The sequence below is a fragment of the Streptomyces sp. URMC 127 genome (assembly GCF_051386535.1).
Taxonomy (GTDB): Bacteria; Actinomycetota; Actinomycetes; order Streptomycetales; family Streptomycetaceae; genus Streptomyces.
On sequence record NZ_JBPQTW010000169.1, the window covers coordinates 1 to 15,432 of the forward strand.

A 15,432-nucleotide genomic window follows, 5' to 3' on the forward strand; every position below is an offset into this window, starting at 1 on the left:
GCCCCCTTCCGTCCCTCCCCCGGCTGCGGGTCCGCTGTGGATCAGCCCCGCGCTGACGCCGTCACCTTTGCTATTGCTTCTACCGCCTCGTGGATCTGGTCCGTCTTCACGTCCAAGTGCGTTACCACGCGGACGGTTGTGGGGCCGAAGACGCTGACCCGGACGCCGTGTTCCGCGATGGTGCGCGCGCCGAACTCGGCCGCCGTCAGGCCCGTGGCGGAGACGTCGAAGAGGACGATGTTCGTCTCCACGTGCTCCGGGTGGATCTCCAGGCCCTCGATCTTCGCGAGCTCGGTCGCCAGGAGGCGGGCGTTGGCGTGGTCGTCGGCGAGGCGGTCCACGTGGTGCCGGAGCGCGTAGACGCCCGCCGAGGCGATGACGCCGGCCTGGCGCATCGCGCCGCCCCAGCGCTGCTTGAGGCGCCAGGCGCTGTCGATGAACTCCTTCGTTCCGGCGAGGAGTCCGCCGACCGGCGCGCCGAGGCCCTTGCTGAGGTCGATGAAGACCGAGTCGAAGTGCTGCGCGTACGTCTTGGCCGGGATGCCGCTCGCCACGGACGCGTTGAGCAGGCGCGCTCCGTCCATGTGCGTCCACAGGCCCCGCTCGCGGGCGATGCCGGTGATCTCCTCGATGCGCTCCAGCGGCCAGACCGTGCCGCCGCCCGCGTTGGAGGTCTGCTCGATGACGACGCCGGTGGTCGCGGGCGCGTAGCGGCTGGGCGTGCGGATGGCCGCGCGGAACTGCTCGGCCGTGAACACGCCGCGCTCGCCCTCCAGCGCGCGGATGTTGATGCCGCTGAGCGCGGCCGGGCCGCCGACCTCGTAGTTGATGATGTGCGCGGTCGCGTCGGCGATGATCTCGTCGCCGGGGCGCGAGTGGACGGCCAGCGCGATCTCGTTGCACATGGTGCCGGAGGGCAGGAAGACGGCGGCTTCCTTGCCGAGCAGCTCGGCGGCCATGGCGGTGAGCTCGTTGACGCTGGGGTCCTCGCCCTTCTGCTCGTCGCCGACCGGGGCCTCGGCCATGAACGTGCGCATGGCGGCGGTGGGCAGCGTGATCGTGTCGCTGTAGAGGTCGATGCGGGGGCGCTGGGAAGTGCTCACGTGCATGCTCATTTCGTCAGGTAAGACGTCGGTTACAGTGAGTAGCGGCTACAGCTTGTGCTCCGCCGCGGCGGCGGTCGGCCGGGGCGGGGAGCCGGCAGGGCCCGGGGTCGCCGGGCCCCGTCGTACGGGGGTTTAGGCGTCGTCTCCGAAGACCGGCCGCAGGTAGCCCGCGGCCGACGCCGCGCGGATGCCCGCCTCGTCCGCGGTCGCGCCGGTGCACCAGAGCGTTCCGTACTCGCTCCGCTGGTCCTTGGCGTCGGGGAGGACGTCGCCCGGGCGCGCGGTGATGCGGATGTCGCGCAGGCCCGGTACGCGGTCGGCCAGCTCGCGGCCCGCGACGCCCTCGAAGCGGCCGCCGCGCTTGGCGTAGAGGGCCTGTTCGGCGGCCGCGGCCACGGGCGCGGGGGCGTTGACCGGCTCGCCCAGGTACGAGGCGATGACGCCGTCGAAGACGTTCCAGTCGAGCGCGGCGGAGACCATCGTGGAGACGTTGCGGCCCGCGAAGCGCGGGTTGAACTCCACGACCTTGGGGCCGTCGGCGGTGAGCGCGAACTCGATGTGCGCGGGCCCGTTCTCGTAGGACATCAGGCGGGCCAGGTCGGCGCAGATCCGCTCGATCTGCTCGTGGGCCTGGGGGGACAGGTCGACGGGGAAGCGGATGGCGAGCTCCATGAAGTACGGCAGCTCGCTCATGATGCGGTCGCTGATGCCGAGGACGTGCGGGGTGCCGCCGGAGTAGAGCACCTCGGCGCTGACGACCGGGCCGATCAGGAACTCCTCGACGAGCGGCACGCCGCCCTGCCCGTCGGACTCGTCGCGCACCTCGGGGTAGTGCCGGCGCAGCTCGTCGGCGTCGGCCGCGGAGACGACGCCGTAACTGCCCGTCCCGATCGAGGGCTTGAGGACGACGGGGTAGCCGGTGGCCTCGGCGGCGGCGAGGGCGCTGTCGATGTCCGGGGCGGCGGTGCTGCGCGGCGCCGGGACGGACACGGCGGCGCAGGCCTGCCGGAAGGCGTGCTTGTCCTGCGTCAGCCGTACGGAAGCCGTGGGCAGGAAGGGGATGCCCAGCTTCTCAGCTGCGGTGGCGGCGGGCAGCAGGTACTGCTCGTTGGGGGCGATCAGGGTGAACTCGCCGCCCGCGCGCAGCTCCTGGAAGAGCTCGGTCAGCTCCTCCGTGGACCGGGTCTCGCGGAGGTGCACCTGCAGCGGGCCGGAGTCCAGGAGGTGGCGGAGCGGGTCGTTCGCGTACCGGCCCTTGTCGCGGGTGACGAAGGTGACGCGGGCGGCCCGGCGGACGGCGGCCTCGACGAGGCGCAGGCCGGTGCCGCTGGTGAGGGCTTCGACGATGACGATGTGATCGGCGTGATCGGGCATGGTGCCGGTCTCATTTCTTGACGGGGTCGGCGTGCTGGTCGGCGTGATCGGCTCGACCGGAGGGAAGAGGTGCGCGGCGGCGCGGGGCCAGGACGACGGCGCCGGCGGTGAGCAGGGTGAGCGCCGCGGCCACGAGGAACGGCGCGCCGCCGGTCCAGGCGCTGTCCGAACCGCCCGCCACGGCGGTGCCCAGGGCGCCGCCGGCGGATTCGGCGATGCCCCACACCAGCCCGGCGAAGCCGAAGGCGGCGAAGCTGTTCCCCTCGGCCTTGCGGGCCATGATGCTGTCGGCCGCGGGCGACCAGACGAGCTCGGAGAAGGTGAAGACGGCCGCGCCCAGGAAGACGACCGGCCAGGCCGGTCCCCGCCCGGGCACGAAGAGCACGAGCCCGGCCGCCAGCAGCACCATGCCGAGTGCGATGACGGCCGGGTCGCCGCGCCGCCCGGCGAGGCTCTGCATGCGCCGGGCGACGACGCCCTGGAAGAGCACGATCAGGACGGCGTTGACGAGGAAGAGGAGGCTGATGACGCGCGGGGAGACCGACGTCCCCACGTACATCGGCAGCACGTTGGCGAACTGCGCGTACGCGAGCCACAGCGTGGCCGTGACGCACGACCACAGCAGGACCTGGCGGCCGGGCAGCCCGAAGCGCGCCGCGCCCTGCTGCGGCGGGGTGGCCTTCACGTCGCCCGGGGAGCGGGCGGCCAGCACGGCCGCCACGGCGAACACCACAGCCGGGATGAGGGGGAAGGACCGGCCGGTGGCGGACATCAGCCAGCCTCCGGCGACGGGCCCGAGCGCCGCCCCGCCGTTGATCGCCGCGTTGAGCCGGCCGAACGCCGCCAGGCGGGTGTCCTCGTCGCAGCCGTTGGCGATGAGCGCCTTGGTGCCGACGTTGGCGCACGAGACGGCGGTGCCGTTCACGGCCAGCACGGCGAGCCAGGAGGCGGCGTCGTCGAGCCGCAGTGCCGCCGGTACGAGCATGACCGCGCCCGCCACCGCGTAGCCGCCCACGAGGACGGCCCGCAGGCGGAAGCGCACGACGACGAACTGCATGTAGACCGCGCCGGCCCGCATGCTCAGCAGGTGCACGCCGACGGCGGCCGCGGCGAGCCCGACGGGGATGCCGAGCGTGCCGTGCAGCCAGATGGCGAGGAACGGCGAGATCACGTAGTACGCGGCGCTGCCGAGTGCCCGCGAGGCCAGGGCGGACTTCATGCCGGGCTTCATGGCGGCGCTCGTGGTGGGCTGCATGACCGTACGGATTCCTCGGGTGGGCGACGGGCGCGCCGCGCTCCCCTCCCCGGCGCGGCAGCCGTGCTTCACACAAACACATACCGCACGGTCTGTTCAATGGATCAGGGTGTGATCTGTTCCTCTGTCATGTTTTTGCAAGGGAGATTGATTTTGAAGCCTTCACATTTGCGGGTGCAGTGAGGGAAGTGCTGATGAGCGGGTGATTGCGTGGCCCTGCCCGTCAATACCGGTGCGGTCACCACCATTTCCGGCGGATCCCGGACTCCCCGCCCCCGCGGAGGCGGGCGCTCCGCCTAGCGTGGCCGGCATGTCATGCGCTCCGCGAAACCGGGACGACCACGCGACGGCAACGACCTCCCGCCCCCGGCCGTACGACACCGTGATCCCCACCCCGAGCGGCGGCAGGTGCGTGAGCCGCAGAGACGCGGGCGCTCCGGAGCCCCGGTAGCCCGCGCGGCCCGGCGTGAGGAGCTTCGCCACCAACGCGGCGGCCTCGTCGGCGAGTTCCTCCAGGGCGTACGCCTCCAGGACGGTGCGGACGGTGGACTGCGCGACCGTGGCGGACCGCGGGTCGTCGGGCAGGTCGAGCGTGTACGACCAGGAAGTCTGCGGCGATACCGTGACCATGCCGGCTCCTCCGGACGAGCGAGGCGGGGCGAGCGGGTGAGTGGCGCGGCTCACCACCGTACGCCGCTGGGCCAAAGGTATTTAGCGGCCTTGGCAGAACTACTTCAGTAAGCACCCTTGTGGGTGACACGCCGCGGTGAGGGGAGGGCCGGGGATGCCGGTGAGGAGCAGTCCGACGGCACGTCAGCTCCGGCTCGGCGCCGAACTGCGCAAGCTGCGCGAGCGCGCCGGGCTGAGCTCGACCGAGGCGGGCCGCCTCCTGGGCACCAACCAGGCCCAGATCAGCAACATCGAGGCGAGCCGCTACGGCGTGAGCGCCGAGCGCCTGCGCGCGCTCGCGCGCAACTACTCGTGCTCCGACGAGGCCCTGGTCGCCGCCCTCATCGACATGGCCGGCGAGCGCAAGCGCGGCTGGTGGGAGGAGTACCGCGAGATCCTTCCCGCCGGGCTGCTGGACCTGGCCGAGCTGGAGCACCACGCCGTGGCGCTGCGCGCCTCCTACGTCGCCCACCTGCCCGGGCTGCTGCAGACGGCCGAGCACTGCCGGGAGATCTTCCGGCAGGTGGTGCCGCCCCTCAGCCCGCCCGAGATCGAGCACCGCGTCTCGCACCGCATCAAGCGGCAGGCCGTCCTCTACCGCGAGCGCCCCACCCCGTACACGGCCGTCGTCCACGAGGCCGCGCTGCGGATGCGCTTCGGCGGGCCCGCGGTCGCGCGGGCGCAGCTGCGGCACATCCTCGCCATGAGCGAGCGCGAGCACATCCGGGTCCTGGTGATCCCCTTCGACGCGGGGGCGTTCCCCGGCTCCGGGCAGTCCACGCTGTTCGCCGTCGGCCCGGTCCCGCAGCTGGACACGGTGCACGTCGACCGCGAGCACGGCTCGGAACTGGTCGACGCCGCCGCCCAGTTGGACCGCTACCGCATGGTGCTCGACCGCATGGAGTCCGTCGCCCTGGACGAGGGCCCCTCGCGGGACCTGATCCTGGGCATCGTCCGCGGTCTGGACGGGTGAATCTCGGGGGCCGCACCCCTGGAGCGGGCACGCCGGGGTAAGGGTTCCTTACCGGGGTGACCGAGGTGTTCGAAGGAGGCGGCGGCGATGAGCAACGACCTGGGGAGTCTGCTGGGCGGGCTGCTCGGCGGCGGGGAGGCCGGCAAGGGCGGCAGCCTGCTGGGCGCGCTGCTCACCTCGCTCGGCGGCGCCGGCACGCACGGTGCGGGCAGCAATCCGCTCGGCGCGCTCCTGGACACGCTCAAGGAGGGCGGCCTCGGCCAGAAGACCGACTCGTGGGTCGGCAAGGGGGCGAACCAGGAGGTCAGCGGCCCGGAGATCGCCCAGGCCCTGCCGTACCAGGCGCTCGACCATGTCGCGCAGCAGGCGGGCGTGACCCCGGAGGAGGCCGCGGACGAGCTCGCGAAGGCGCTGCCGCAGGCCGTGGACAAGCTGACCCCGTCCGGCGAGGTGCCCGAGGGGTCCCTGGAGGATCTGATCCGGCAGCAGTCGTAAGGCGGCGGTCGCCTGGACGGCGGCGGCCGCGTGGGACGGCGGCGGCCGCGCTCCGGCCGGCCGCCGCGCGCAGACGGCCGGCCCCGGCGCACTCCGGGGCCGGCCTTCGGAAGACGGGTCCTGCTACTTGACGACCGTGATGCGGTCCGCCGCCGGCGGGGCCAGCGGTGCGGTCTTCGAGGAGTGAGCGGCCAGGTAGGCGTTGAAGACGTCCAGGTCGGACGCGCCCACCCGCTTGTTCGTGCCCTCCTTGAAGGCGGGGAAGCCGTCGCCGCCGCCCATCAGGAACTCGTTGCCCGTGACGCGGTAGGTCCTGGCCGGGTCGATGGCGGTGCCGTTCAGCTTGACCGACGAGGCGACGACGCGGTCGGCGCCCTTCTTCGTCAGGTCCAGGGTGTAGGTGAGCCCCCTGCTGACCTGCAGGATCTTCGGCTGGTCCGCGTTCGGGCCGCTGACCTGCTGCTGGAGCGCGGCGATGACCTGCGCGCCGGTCAGGTCCTTCGTCTGCATCATGTTGGTGAAGGGCTGGACGGTGAACGCCTCGCCGTACGTCACGACGCCGTCGCCCTCGCCGCCCGAGGCCTTGAAGGCGAGGTCGGAGCGGATGCCGCCGGGGTTCATGAAGGCGATCTGGGCGCCGCCCTTGTCGGCCGGGGCGAGGGCCTCCAGCTGGGCGTCGGTGATGACGTCGCCGAGCGGCTTCTCGTACGCCTCGGAGCCGCGGCCGTTGATGTCGGCGGTGATGTAGCCGACGGGCTTGTCGGCGATGGGCGCGGCGAGCTTCTTCCAGCGGTCGATGAGCGCGGTCATGTCCGCGGCCTTGGGCTGCGTGCGGTCGACCACGTGGTTGCCGGTGCGCGGGCTCTTGACGGCCGTCCGGACGATGTCCTTGGTCCGGCGGTCGTACGTCAGGGTCGTGTCCGTGTACAGCCGGCCGAAGGAGGCCGCCGAGGTGACCGTGCGCGGGGCGCCGGACGGGTCGGGGATGGTGCAGGCGTAGGCCTGGTGGGTGTGGCCGGTGACGAGGGCGTCGACCTTCGGCGTGACCTTCTTGGCGATGTCGACGATGGGGCCGGAGATGCCCGCGCCCGCGCCGGGGGTGTCGCAGTCGTAGTTGTACGCGCCGGAGGCGGGCATGCCGCCCTCGTGGATCAGCGCGACGATGGACTTCACGCCCTGGCGGTCGAGCTCCTTGGCGTACTTGTTGATCGTCTCGGTCTCGTCGGCGAACTTCAGGCCCTTGATGCCCTGCTCGGTGACGACGTTCGGGGTGTCCTTCGTCGTCACGCCGATGAAGCCGACCTTGACGCCCTTGTGCTCCCAGACCGTGTAGGGCTTGAGGATGGGCTTGCCGGTCTTCTCGTCGGTGACGTTCGCGGCGAGGTAGGGGAAGTCGGCGCCCTTGAAGGTCTTGCCCTTCTCGAAGCAGCCCTCCTTCGGGTGGCAGCCGCCGCGCTGCATGCGCGTCAGCTCGGCGCGGCCTTCGTCGAACTCGTGGTTGCCGACGGAGGTGACGTCGAGCTTCAGCTTGTTGAGCGCCTCGATGGTCGGCTCGTCGTGGAAGAGGCCGGTCATCAGCGGGCTCGCGCCGATCATGTCGCCGGCCGCCGCGGTGATCGAGTACTCGTGGCCCTTGCGCGCCGAGCGCAGGGAGGAGGCCAGGTACTCCACGCCGCCCGCGGGTATCGCCTTCGTCGTGCCGTCGGCCTGGGTCTCCGTCACCGTGCCGGAGGAACCCTGCGGGGGCTCCAGGTTGCCGTGGAGGTCGTTGAAGGACAGCAACTGGACGTCCACGGTACGGCCGTGGCCGTGGCCGTGCCCGTGCCCGTACGACGCGGCTGCCGCCCCGGCGGGGGCGGCGGCGGCCAGGACACCGGCGGTGGCGGCGAGCGCGGCGGCGGAGGCGGTCAGCCGTCTCGCCAGGCGCTTGCGCGGCGGCGTCGCGTGCATGTGTTCCCCTTTGTGCACGTTTGCGTGCGAGAGATGGGTGAAGTGGTCGGCGGCAGCCTAGATCAACCCGCGTAGACCGTCAGCAGGGTTGGGTGTGACGATTCGGCGTCACCCGCGTCGTAGGCTCGGCACATGAGCGACCTCAGGAACAACGGGAACGGACAGCGGTCGATCGAGGTGCTGGACGAACTCGCACCCGGGCAGGCCGAGGACGTGCTGCGGCTGATCGGCGAAGCGGCGGAGACCGACGGGCAGCCGGCCGTCTCCGAGCAGGGGCGGCTGCAGCTGAAGGGCCGCCGGCCGGGCGTCCGGCACGTGCTGCTGCGGGCGGGCGGGCTGCTCGTGGGCTACGGCCAGCTGGAGGACAGCGACCCCGTCGAGGCGCCCGCGGGCGAGCTCGTGGTGCACCCCTCGCACCGGGGCCGCGGGCACGGGCGGGCCCTCGGCTCCGCGCTGCTGCACGAGTCGGGGAAGCGGCTGCGGATGTGGGCGCACGGCGGGCACCCGGCGGCGCGGCACCTCGCGCAGGTGCTGGGCATGAGCCTCTTCCGCGAACTCCGGCAGATGCGGCGGCCCCTGCACGACCTGGACCTCCCCGAGCCGGTGTTCCCCCCGGGGGTGACCGTGCGGACGTTCCGCCCCGGCGAGGACGACGAGGAGTGGCTCGCCGTGAACGCGGCGGCCTTCGCCCACCACCCGGAGCAGGGCTCGCTCGTCCAGCGGGACCTCGACGACCGCAAGGCCGCGGACTGGTTCGACCCCAAGGGCTTCTTCCTCGCCGAGAAGGCCGGCCGCGTCATCGGCTTCCACTGGACGAAGATCCACGCCGAGGAGGGCCTCGGCGAGGTCTACGTCCTGGGCGTCGCCCCGGACGCCCAGGGCGGCGGCCTGGGCAAGTCCCTCACCGCGCTCGGCCTCCGCCACCTGGCGGCCCAGGGCCTGCCGACGGCGATGCTGTACGTGGACGCCGACAACACGGCGGCCGTGGCGGTGTACGAGGGGCTGGGCTTCCAGATCCACGAGACGGACCTGATGTACCGGACGGAGAGCTAGGCCCGCGCGGCGGGCCTACCGGGGCCGCGGCTGGGCGTCGCTCCCGGCGGGCCCCGCCGCGGCCGTGCCGCCCCCGGAAATCGTCAGGTCCGGGCCTGCGTTGAGGTACTGCTCGATCCGGCGCTGGTTCTCCGTCAGGCACAGGCACAAGTGCCGCAACGCCGCGAGTTCCTCCGGGCCGAAGCCCTGGAAGACGGCCGACATGGCGCGCTGCGCCGGCTTGCGGAAGGCTTCCAGCCAGTCGCGCCCGGCCGGTGTGATCCGGACCCGCACGGACCGGCGGTCCTGCGGGTCCTGGGTCCGCTGTACGAGCTCGTCGCGCTCCAGGGTGTCGACCAGGCCGGTGACGTTGCGGGAGCTCACCTTGCCGGCCCGGGCCAGCTCGCCGATGCTCAGGCCCTCGTCGGCGGCGCCCCTCAGCCGCACGAGGACGTCGAGCGCGCCGGCGCTGAGGCCGCGGCCGGTCGCGCCCTGCGAGCGCAACTTGTCGATGGCCTGCGAGGCGGACCGCACGGCCGCGGCCGCCTCCAGCGCGAGGGTGTCGCCGTCCAAGGCGAACAGGCCCATGGATTCACGGACTCCTGGGTCGTAGAGCCGGCCGTCGCCGTCCAGGGGGAGGTCGTCGGAAGATTTATGTACGTGCTTCATAATGAAGCAGTACGGTATCAGGCCGGCGGGGACGACGCCCCCTTGCACTCAGAGGCTGCGGGCGGTGATGTCGCCGTGCGGCGTGGTGGCGCGGATGCGGAGCTCGGCGACGCCGTCGTTCTTGAGGGCGTTGCTGACGCGGCCGTGACCGGTACCCGCATCCAGGGCGGCCGAGACACCGGGGGCGGCCGTGACCGAGATGTCGCCGGACTGGGTGCCGAGCACGACCGTGCCGCGCACGGCCTCGGCGATCCGGATGCTGCCCCGTGCGGTGCTGATCTCCGCCGGACCGCCCAGGCGGCCGATCTCGACGTCGCCGTCGACCGCGGTGAGGCGGACGCTCGCGGCCTCGTCCACCTTGATCTGACGGTAGGCGCCGTCGAAGGTGAGGTCGCCGAGGCGGCCGACGCCGCGGAGTTCGGCACTGGCCGCCTTCGCCTCGACGCGGGAGCCGGCGGGCAGCTGCACCGTGACCTCGATGGCTCCGGAGGGGCCGAAGTACTGGTTCTTCCCCACCGGGGTCGCGATCCGCAGGACGCCGTCGGCGTAGCCGACCTCGGTCTGCTCGGCCGCCTTCACGTCGCGGCTCTTGGCGGCGTTCGCGGGGCGGACCTCGACGGTGGTGTCGGTGCGGTCGGCGGCGATGAACTGAACGCGCCCGGCCGGGACGTCGAGGACGGCGGCGATCGGGGCGGGGGTGTCGAACTTCTGCATGGTGCGCTCCTTGGACTCGCTGTTTCCGATGAAGGAAAAGCTACGTTGCGTTCGAGAAAGCGGCAACCATCTCGTTGCACTTACTAGCGATATTCGCAGCTCAGAACAGCAATATCGTTGCAACGGATCAAGGACTAACGCAACAAGCCGTCATGACGCCCGTTGCAATGAAGTGGAAGTGAACGCTATAGTGAGGGGATCAAGGAAGCTCACGAGGGAGATCGCGATGCCGGGAGGCAGGCTCACCCAGCAGGAACGCCAGCAGATCGCGCTGGGGGTGGCCGACGGGCTCGCCTACGCGGAGATCGCCCGGCGCCTCGGCAGGCCCACCTCGACGGTCACCCGCGAGGTCATGCGCAACGGCGGCCCCACCGCCTACCGCGCCGACCTGGCCCACCGCGCCACCGAGCGTCGCGCGCACCGCCGCAGGCAGCCCGCGCCCCGGGGGCCGCAGGCGCCCGCGCAGGCCGGTGGGCGCGACGCCGAGGCCGTGCGCGAGTACGAGGAGGCGTTCACCACCCTCCTCATGCAGCAGGGCCTGCCCAAGATGATGTGCCGGGTGCTGACCTGCCTCTACATCAGCGACACGGGCAGTCTCACCGCGGCCGAACTCGTCCGGCACCTCCAGGTCAGCCCGGCGTCCATCTCCAAGGCGATCACGTCGCTGGAGAGCCAGGGCCTGGTCCGCCGGGAGCGCGACGAGCGGCGCCGCGACCGCTACGTCGTCGACAACGACGTCTGGTACCAGGGCATGATCTCCGCCGCCCGGTCCCACGCCGTGCTCGCCGAGACCGCGCGCCAGGGCGTCGGCGTCCTCGGCCGCGACACCCCGGCCGCCGCCCGCCTCGAAAACGTCGCCCGCTTCGTCGACTTCGTCGGCGAGAGCATCCTCCGTGCCGCGGAGCAGGCCCGCGAGATCCTCTACGCGCAACCGCCCGGCGCGAGCTCCGAGGGCTCTCAGAGCGAAACGAGCGGCTCCGCCCCGTAGGCCCGGTGGAGCAGGTCCACGAAGCCCGGTGCCGGCGGCAGGGGCACTTGGCCGATCCGGTGCACCGCCACGCCCGGCGTCCAGGAGTTCATGACCACGGCCCCGGCCAGCTCCGGCAGGTCGTCCACCGTGATCTCGCGGACGCGCTGGCGGACTCCGAGGCGGTCCAGCTGCCTGCGGACGATGCCCATCGTCGTGCCGGTGAGCATCTCCGCCGCGGGCCACACCACCTCCGCGCCGTCCCAGAAGGCCAGGTTCCAGATCGTGCCCTCGCTGAGCCGGCCCCGGCGGTCGACGAAGACGGCGTCGTCGAAGCCCTGGTCGGCGGCGCGGCGCAGGAAGTGCGTCTTGGCCGGCTCGCCGACGTGCTTGACGGCCGGGAGGAAGCGTTCGTGCCCGACCGGCGCCAGCGCCAGCGGGCCCCGCGGGCCGGACGCGGCCGGGCCGGTCCTCACCAGCACCTCGGGCTCCGCCTCCGGGCCGGCGACGGTGAACTCCCCCGCCGGCGAGTACACCGTCGCCACCAGCGAGACATCGGCCGGGCCGCCCTCCACGGCCGCCCGCAGGAAGGACCGCACGCGCTCGTCGGGCAGCGCCCGGCCGAACAGCTCCTTCGAGGCGGACCGCAGCCGCTCCAGGTGGAGGTCGAGACCCCGCACCCGGCCCCCGCGGACCTGCATCGCGGTGAAGTGGGCGTAACCGGCGAAGGCGAGCGGCGCCAGCTCGCGGACGGTTGCCGCGCGGCCGTCGCGCTGGACGACGAAAGAGGTCATGTGGCACTCCTGCGGTACGGGCCGCAGCACGGAAAGGCTGCGCATGCGCCCGACGCTAGGGCCTGACACCAGTGTGAGGGTCAACCGCGGATCCGGTGGCGCGGCGCGCTGCGCGGTGCCTGCGGGCGGGCGCCTCGGGTGTCGTCAGTCGCCGCCGCAGCCGCAGGAGCGCCGCACCACCAGCGCCGACGGGAACTGCTTGAGCCGCTCGCGGCGCGTGCCCGTGACGCGCAGCGAGTCGTCCAGGACGAGGTCCACGGCCGCGCGGGCCATGGCCTGCCGGTCGGAGGCGACCGTGGTCAGCGGCGGGTCGGTAAGGGCGGCTTCCTTGACGTCGTCGAAGCCGGCGACGGCCAGCTCGCCCGGCACGTCGATGCGCAGCTCGCGGGCCGCGCGCAGCACGCCGATGGCCTGGTCGTCCGTGGCGCAGAGCAGGGCCGGCGGGCGGTCGGGGCCGGAGAGCAGCTCCAGGGCGATCTTGTACGCGTCGTAGCGGTTGTACGGGGCCGGGAAGAGGCGGCCCTCGATCGGCTTCCCCGCCTCGCGCATGGCCCGGCGCCAGCCTTCGACGTGGTCGGTGACGGGGTCGCCAATGGTGGGGGTGCGCTCGGTGCCGCCGAGGCAGGCGACGTAGGGGTGGCCGTGCTCCAGCAGGTGGCGGGTGGCGAGCTGGGCGCCGCCGACGTCGTCGGTGACGACGGCGACGTCGTCGATCGCGTCGGGACGGCGGTGCATGAGGACCACCCGGGCGTCCCAGGCGTCGATCTCGGCGGCGGCGTGCTCGCTGGGGCCCTGGCTGATGAGGATCAGGCCGGAGACCCGCATCCCGAGGAACGCGCGCAGGTAGTGCACTTCGCGTTCGTCGAGGTAGTCGGAGTTGCCGACGAGGACCATCTTGCCGCGCTCGGCCGCGGCCTGTTCGACGGCGTGGGCCATCTCGGCGAAGAAGGGCTGGCGGGCGTCCGGGACGATCAGGCCTATGAGGTCCGTCCGGCGGGACGCCATCGCCTGGGCGACCCGGTCGGGCCGGTATCCCAGCTCCTTGATCGCGGCCAGCACGCGCTCGCGCGTGGCCGGGGCCACCGGCCTCGGCCCGTTGTTGATGACATAGCTGACCACCGCGGTCGACGTCCCCGCCAGTCTCGCCACATCGTCCCGCGTCACCTTGGCCACGCGCGGCAGTCTACGCGGGTCCACTCACCGCTTGGCCGGGCGAGCGGCCCCGCTCTCCGCGGCCTCCGGCTCCCCGGCCCGCTGCGCCTTCGCGGAGTCCTTCGGCTTGCCCTCCCCCGGGTTGTCGGTCTTCTCCGGCACCACGAACCGATAGCCGACATTCCGGACGGTGCCGATGAGCGACTCGTGCTCGGGCCCCAGCTTCGCCCGCAGCCGCCGCACGTGCACGTCGACCGTGCGCGTACCGCCGAAGTAGTCGTAGCCCCAGACCTCCTGCAGCAGCTGGGCCCGGGTGAAGACCCGCCCCGGGTGCTGCGCGAGGTACTTGAGCAGCTCGAACTCCTTGAACGTGAGGTCGAGCACCCGGCCCTTGAGCTTCGCGCTGTACGTGGCCTCGTCCACGGAGAGGTCGCCCGTGCGGATCTCCATGGGGCTGTCGTCCGTCGAGATCTGCTGACGGCCCATCGCCAGCCGCAGCCGCGCCTCGACCTCGGCGGGGCCCGCGGTGTCGAGGAGGACGTCGTCCACGCCCCAGTCCGCGGTGACGGCCGCGAGGCCGCCCTCGGTGACGACGAGGATCAGCGGGCAGCCCGGGCCGGTGGAGCGCAGCAGCTGGCAGAGGCTGCGCACGTGGGGAAGGTCACGGCGGCCGTCGATCAGTATGACGTCGGCACCGGGGGTGTCCACGAGGGCCGGGCCCTCGGCGGGGGCCACCCGCACGCTGTGCAGGAGCAGGCCGAGCGCCGGGAGCACCTCCGTGGAGGGCTGGAGGGCATTGGTCAGGAGCAGCAGGGAACTCATCGGCTGCCACCCGCCTCACTGGTCGTACGGTCCTCGCGGACCCGCGCGCTTCGCTCGCCCATGACGTCGGTTCCTCCTCGGTCCCTGCGAAGGGGTACCACCCAGGCCTTGCTCTGGGGGAGAGTGCGGCACTGCTTCGTACGGTTGCGTGCGTCCCGGCGCCTGTCGAGGGCACGTGTTCAGCACTTGTTCAGCTGGTGAATGCACAAAAGGACCCGGGGGCTACTCTGCCCGGATCCTCTCTGCCCAGCAGAATAACCCACATGACTTTCCGGGGTCCGGACGATTTTGCACGACCTTGTGTTTCGTCGATCACTTCGAGTGGTCATCGCGTCGCGCTCTTGACAGCCGACGGCGTCCGCGTGGAAGCGGCCTACGAGCCCCGCGCGGGCTGCCGCCGGCCTCCGCCGGACACCCCCGCGGTGGTGCTCGCGCACGGCTTCACGGGCACCCTCGACCGGCCCGGCCTGCGCCGGGCCGCCCGGGTGTTCGCCCAGCGTGCGGCCGTGATCACGTTCTCCTTCCGGGGGCACGGCGGCTCGGGCGGCCGCTCCTCGGTCGGCGACCGCGAGGTGCTCGACCTGGCCGCGGCGGTGCGCTGGGCGCGCTCGCTCGGGCACGAGCGGGTGGCCACCGTCGGCTTCTCGATGGGCGGCTCCGTGGCCCTGCGGCACGCCGCGCTCTACGGCCGTGAGCGGCCCGCGGAGGACGGGGAGCACGGAGGGCGCACGGACGCACATTCCGACACGGTCGTGGCCGTCAGTGCGCCCGCACGCTGGTATTACCGCGGTACCGCGCCCATGCGGCGTCTGCACTGGGCGATCTCACGCCCCGCGGGGCGGCTGATCGCGCGCTACGGGCTGGGCACGCGCGTCCAGGCGGAGGGCTGGGACCCGGTCCCGCTCTCGCCCGTCGAGGCGGTCCCGCTGATCGCGCCGCGGCCGCTGCTGATCGTGCACGGCGACCGGGACGCGTACTTCCCGCTCGATCACCCGTACGCCCTCGCGGGCGCGGGCGATCCGCGGTCCACGGAGCTGTGGATCGAACGGGGCTTCGGCCATGCGGAGTCCGCTGCGGACGGCGCGCTCCTGGCGCGCATTGCGGAGTGGGCGACGGCCCGGCTGTGACGGGCACCGCCGGACTCCCGCGTCGTGGTTCCTCGCCGTCGCGGCGGCAAGAGACCGAGGGGCTCCGCCCCTCAGGACCGCCGCGGCCCGATCCGGCACCGCCGGACAGCGGCGACGTGGTTGCGCGCCGCGGCGGCGGAAAAGATTCGAGGGGCTCGGCCCTCAAGACCGCCGCCGCGGTGGGCAACCACCGCGGCGAGGGTCCGGCGGAATCGGCGGCCACCGGCACCGCCGGGCTCCCGCGCCGCGGCTGAACAGCGCCGCGCCGGCGCAGGCTCCGAGGGGCTCCGCCCCTCACGACCGCCGCCCCGGTGGGCAACCACCGCGGCGGCG

General features: G+C 72.7%; 15 protein-coding genes. 5 read left to right on the forward strand and 10 right to left on the reverse strand.

Going from position 1 to position 15,432, the window contains the following annotated elements; translation table 11 throughout:
- Positions 1 to 41: 41 nt before the first annotated feature.
- The 4 genes from ACSNOH_RS26235 to ACSNOH_RS26250 all read right to left on the reverse strand — a co-directional run bounded on the left by ACSNOH_RS26235 (position 42) and on the right by ACSNOH_RS26250 (position 4,365).
- Positions 42 to 1,103 (reverse strand): threonine aldolase family protein, encoded by a 1,062-nt coding sequence (locus ACSNOH_RS26235; RefSeq protein WP_436723887.1) that lies wholly within the window; start codon positions 1,101 to 1,103, stop codon positions 42 to 44.
- A 135-nt stretch (positions 1,104 to 1,238) separates the two neighbouring features.
- Positions 1,239 to 2,480 carry an ATP-grasp domain-containing protein gene (locus tag ACSNOH_RS26240; RefSeq protein WP_436723888.1) on the reverse strand — a complete coding sequence of 414 codons (1,242 nt, stop codon included), beginning with the start codon at positions 2,478 to 2,480 and terminating at the stop codon, positions 1,239 to 1,241.
- 10 nt (positions 2,481 to 2,490) lie between these two features.
- Positions 2,491 to 3,735, reverse strand: a complete 1,245-nt coding sequence (locus ACSNOH_RS26245; RefSeq protein ID WP_436723889.1) for an MFS transporter — start codon at positions 3,733 to 3,735, stop codon at positions 2,491 to 2,493.
- Between the two features lie 162 nt (positions 3,736 to 3,897).
- Complete coding sequence (locus ACSNOH_RS26250) at positions 3,898 to 4,365, reverse strand: hypothetical protein (RefSeq protein WP_436723890.1); 468 nt, start codon at positions 4,363 to 4,365, stop codon at positions 3,898 to 3,900.
- 154 nt (positions 4,366 to 4,519) lie between these two features.
- Here ACSNOH_RS26250 and ACSNOH_RS26255 point away from each other — a divergent pair, with 154 nt between their 5' ends.
- Complete coding sequence (locus ACSNOH_RS26255) at positions 4,520 to 5,377, forward strand: helix-turn-helix domain-containing protein (protein ID WP_436723891.1); 858 nt, start codon at positions 4,520 to 4,522, stop codon at positions 5,375 to 5,377.
- 87 nt (positions 5,378 to 5,464) lie between these two features.
- Positions 5,465 to 5,872, forward strand: coding sequence for a YidB family protein (locus tag ACSNOH_RS26260; RefSeq protein WP_436723892.1), 408 nt, complete (start codon positions 5,465 to 5,467; stop codon positions 5,870 to 5,872).
- Between the two features lie 123 nt (positions 5,873 to 5,995).
- Here the strand turns inward: ACSNOH_RS26260 and ACSNOH_RS26265 are convergent, their stop codons facing one another.
- On the reverse strand, positions 5,996 to 7,822 hold the full coding sequence (locus ACSNOH_RS26265) for a bifunctional metallophosphatase/5'-nucleotidase (RefSeq protein ID WP_436723893.1): 1,827 nt from the start codon (positions 7,820 to 7,822) through the stop codon (positions 5,996 to 5,998).
- Between the two features lie 132 nt (positions 7,823 to 7,954).
- On the opposite strand from ACSNOH_RS26265, the gene mshD reads away from it, so the two are divergent.
- A complete protein-coding gene (mshD, locus tag ACSNOH_RS26270; RefSeq protein WP_436723894.1) occupies positions 7,955 to 8,875 on the forward strand; it encodes a mycothiol synthase in 921 nt (306 codons plus the stop codon).
- Between the two features lie 15 nt (positions 8,876 to 8,890).
- Here the strand turns inward: mshD and ACSNOH_RS26275 are convergent, their stop codons facing one another.
- Together ACSNOH_RS26275 and ACSNOH_RS26280 are read right to left on the reverse strand one after the other, a co-directional pair.
- Entirely contained in the window at positions 8,891 to 9,523 is a 633-nt protein-coding gene (locus tag ACSNOH_RS26275; RefSeq protein WP_436723895.1) for a MarR family winged helix-turn-helix transcriptional regulator, read from the reverse strand.
- Positions 9,524 to 9,571: 48 nt separating this feature from the next.
- Entirely contained in the window at positions 9,572 to 10,237 is a 666-nt protein-coding gene (locus ACSNOH_RS26280; RefSeq protein ID WP_436723896.1) for a DUF4097 family beta strand repeat-containing protein, read from the reverse strand.
- 226 nt (positions 10,238 to 10,463) lie between these two features.
- Between ACSNOH_RS26280 and ACSNOH_RS26285 the strand changes: the two genes are divergently transcribed.
- The gene (locus tag ACSNOH_RS26285; protein ID WP_436723897.1) at positions 10,464 to 11,225 is read left to right on the forward strand and encodes a helix-turn-helix domain-containing protein; all 762 of its coding nucleotides are present in this window, start codon (positions 10,464 to 10,466) and stop codon (positions 11,223 to 11,225) included.
- Here the strand turns inward: ACSNOH_RS26285 and ACSNOH_RS26290 are convergent.
- From ACSNOH_RS26290 to ACSNOH_RS26300, 3 genes are all read right to left on the reverse strand, one after another.
- Positions 11,195 to 11,998: an aminotransferase class IV family protein gene (locus ACSNOH_RS26290; protein ID WP_436723901.1), complete on the reverse strand. Its 804-nt coding sequence runs from the start codon at positions 11,996 to 11,998 to the stop codon at positions 11,195 to 11,197. The two genes, ACSNOH_RS26285 and ACSNOH_RS26290, sit on opposite strands and share 31 nt — an antisense overlap.
- 144 nt (positions 11,999 to 12,142) lie before the next feature.
- The gene (locus tag ACSNOH_RS26295) at positions 12,143 to 13,171 is read right to left on the reverse strand and encodes a LacI family DNA-binding transcriptional regulator (protein WP_436723898.1); all 1,029 of its coding nucleotides are present in this window, start codon (positions 13,169 to 13,171) and stop codon (positions 12,143 to 12,145) included.
- 24 nt (positions 13,172 to 13,195) lie between these two features.
- Positions 13,196 to 13,972: a response regulator transcription factor gene (locus ACSNOH_RS26300; protein WP_436723899.1), complete on the reverse strand. Its 777-nt coding sequence runs from the start codon at positions 13,970 to 13,972 to the stop codon at positions 13,196 to 13,198.
- 263 nt (positions 13,973 to 14,235) lie between these two features.
- Between ACSNOH_RS26300 and ACSNOH_RS26305 the strand changes: the two genes are divergently transcribed.
- A complete protein-coding gene (locus tag ACSNOH_RS26305; protein ID WP_436723900.1) occupies positions 14,236 to 15,099 on the forward strand; it encodes an alpha/beta hydrolase family protein in 864 nt (287 codons plus the stop codon).
- Positions 15,100 to 15,432 lie beyond the last annotated feature (333 nt).

Excerpts from the sequence above, each read along its gene's own strand:
- ACSNOH_RS26240 (WP_436723888.1), bottom strand. The coding sequence starts at position 2,480 with ATGCCCGATCACGCCGATCACATCGTCATCGTCGAAGCCCTCACCAGC.
- ACSNOH_RS26245 (WP_436723889.1), bottom strand. The coding sequence starts at position 3,735 with ATGCAGCCCACCACGAGCGCCGCCATGAAGCCCGGCATGAAGTCCGCC.
- ACSNOH_RS26250 (WP_436723890.1), bottom strand. The coding sequence starts at position 4,365 with ATGGTCACGGTATCGCCGCAGACTTCCTGGTCGTACACGCTCGACCTG.
- ACSNOH_RS26255 (WP_436723891.1), top strand. The coding sequence starts at position 4,520 with ATGCCGGTGAGGAGCAGTCCGACGGCACGTCAGCTCCGGCTCGGCGCC.
- ACSNOH_RS26260 (WP_436723892.1), top strand. The coding sequence starts at position 5,465 with ATGAGCAACGACCTGGGGAGTCTGCTGGGCGGGCTGCTCGGCGGCGGG.
- ACSNOH_RS26265 (WP_436723893.1), bottom strand. The coding sequence starts at position 7,822 with ATGCACGCGACGCCGCCGCGCAAGCGCCTGGCGAGACGGCTGACCGCC.
- mshD (WP_436723894.1), top strand. The coding sequence starts at position 7,955 with ATGAGCGACCTCAGGAACAACGGGAACGGACAGCGGTCGATCGAGGTG.
- ACSNOH_RS26275 (WP_436723895.1), bottom strand. The coding sequence starts at position 9,523 with ATGAAGCACGTACATAAATCTTCCGACGACCTCCCCCTGGACGGCGAC.
- ACSNOH_RS26280 (WP_436723896.1), bottom strand. The coding sequence starts at position 10,237 with ATGCAGAAGTTCGACACCCCCGCCCCGATCGCCGCCGTCCTCGACGTC.
- ACSNOH_RS26285 (WP_436723897.1), top strand. The coding sequence starts at position 10,464 with ATGCCGGGAGGCAGGCTCACCCAGCAGGAACGCCAGCAGATCGCGCTG.
- ACSNOH_RS26290 (WP_436723901.1), bottom strand. The coding sequence starts at position 11,998 with ATGACCTCTTTCGTCGTCCAGCGCGACGGCCGCGCGGCAACCGTCCGC.
- ACSNOH_RS26300 (WP_436723899.1), bottom strand. The coding sequence starts at position 13,972 with ATGAGTTCCCTGCTGCTCCTGACCAATGCCCTCCAGCCCTCCACGGAG.
- ACSNOH_RS26305 (WP_436723900.1), top strand. The coding sequence starts at position 14,236 with ATGACTTTCCGGGGTCCGGACGATTTTGCACGACCTTGTGTTTCGTCG.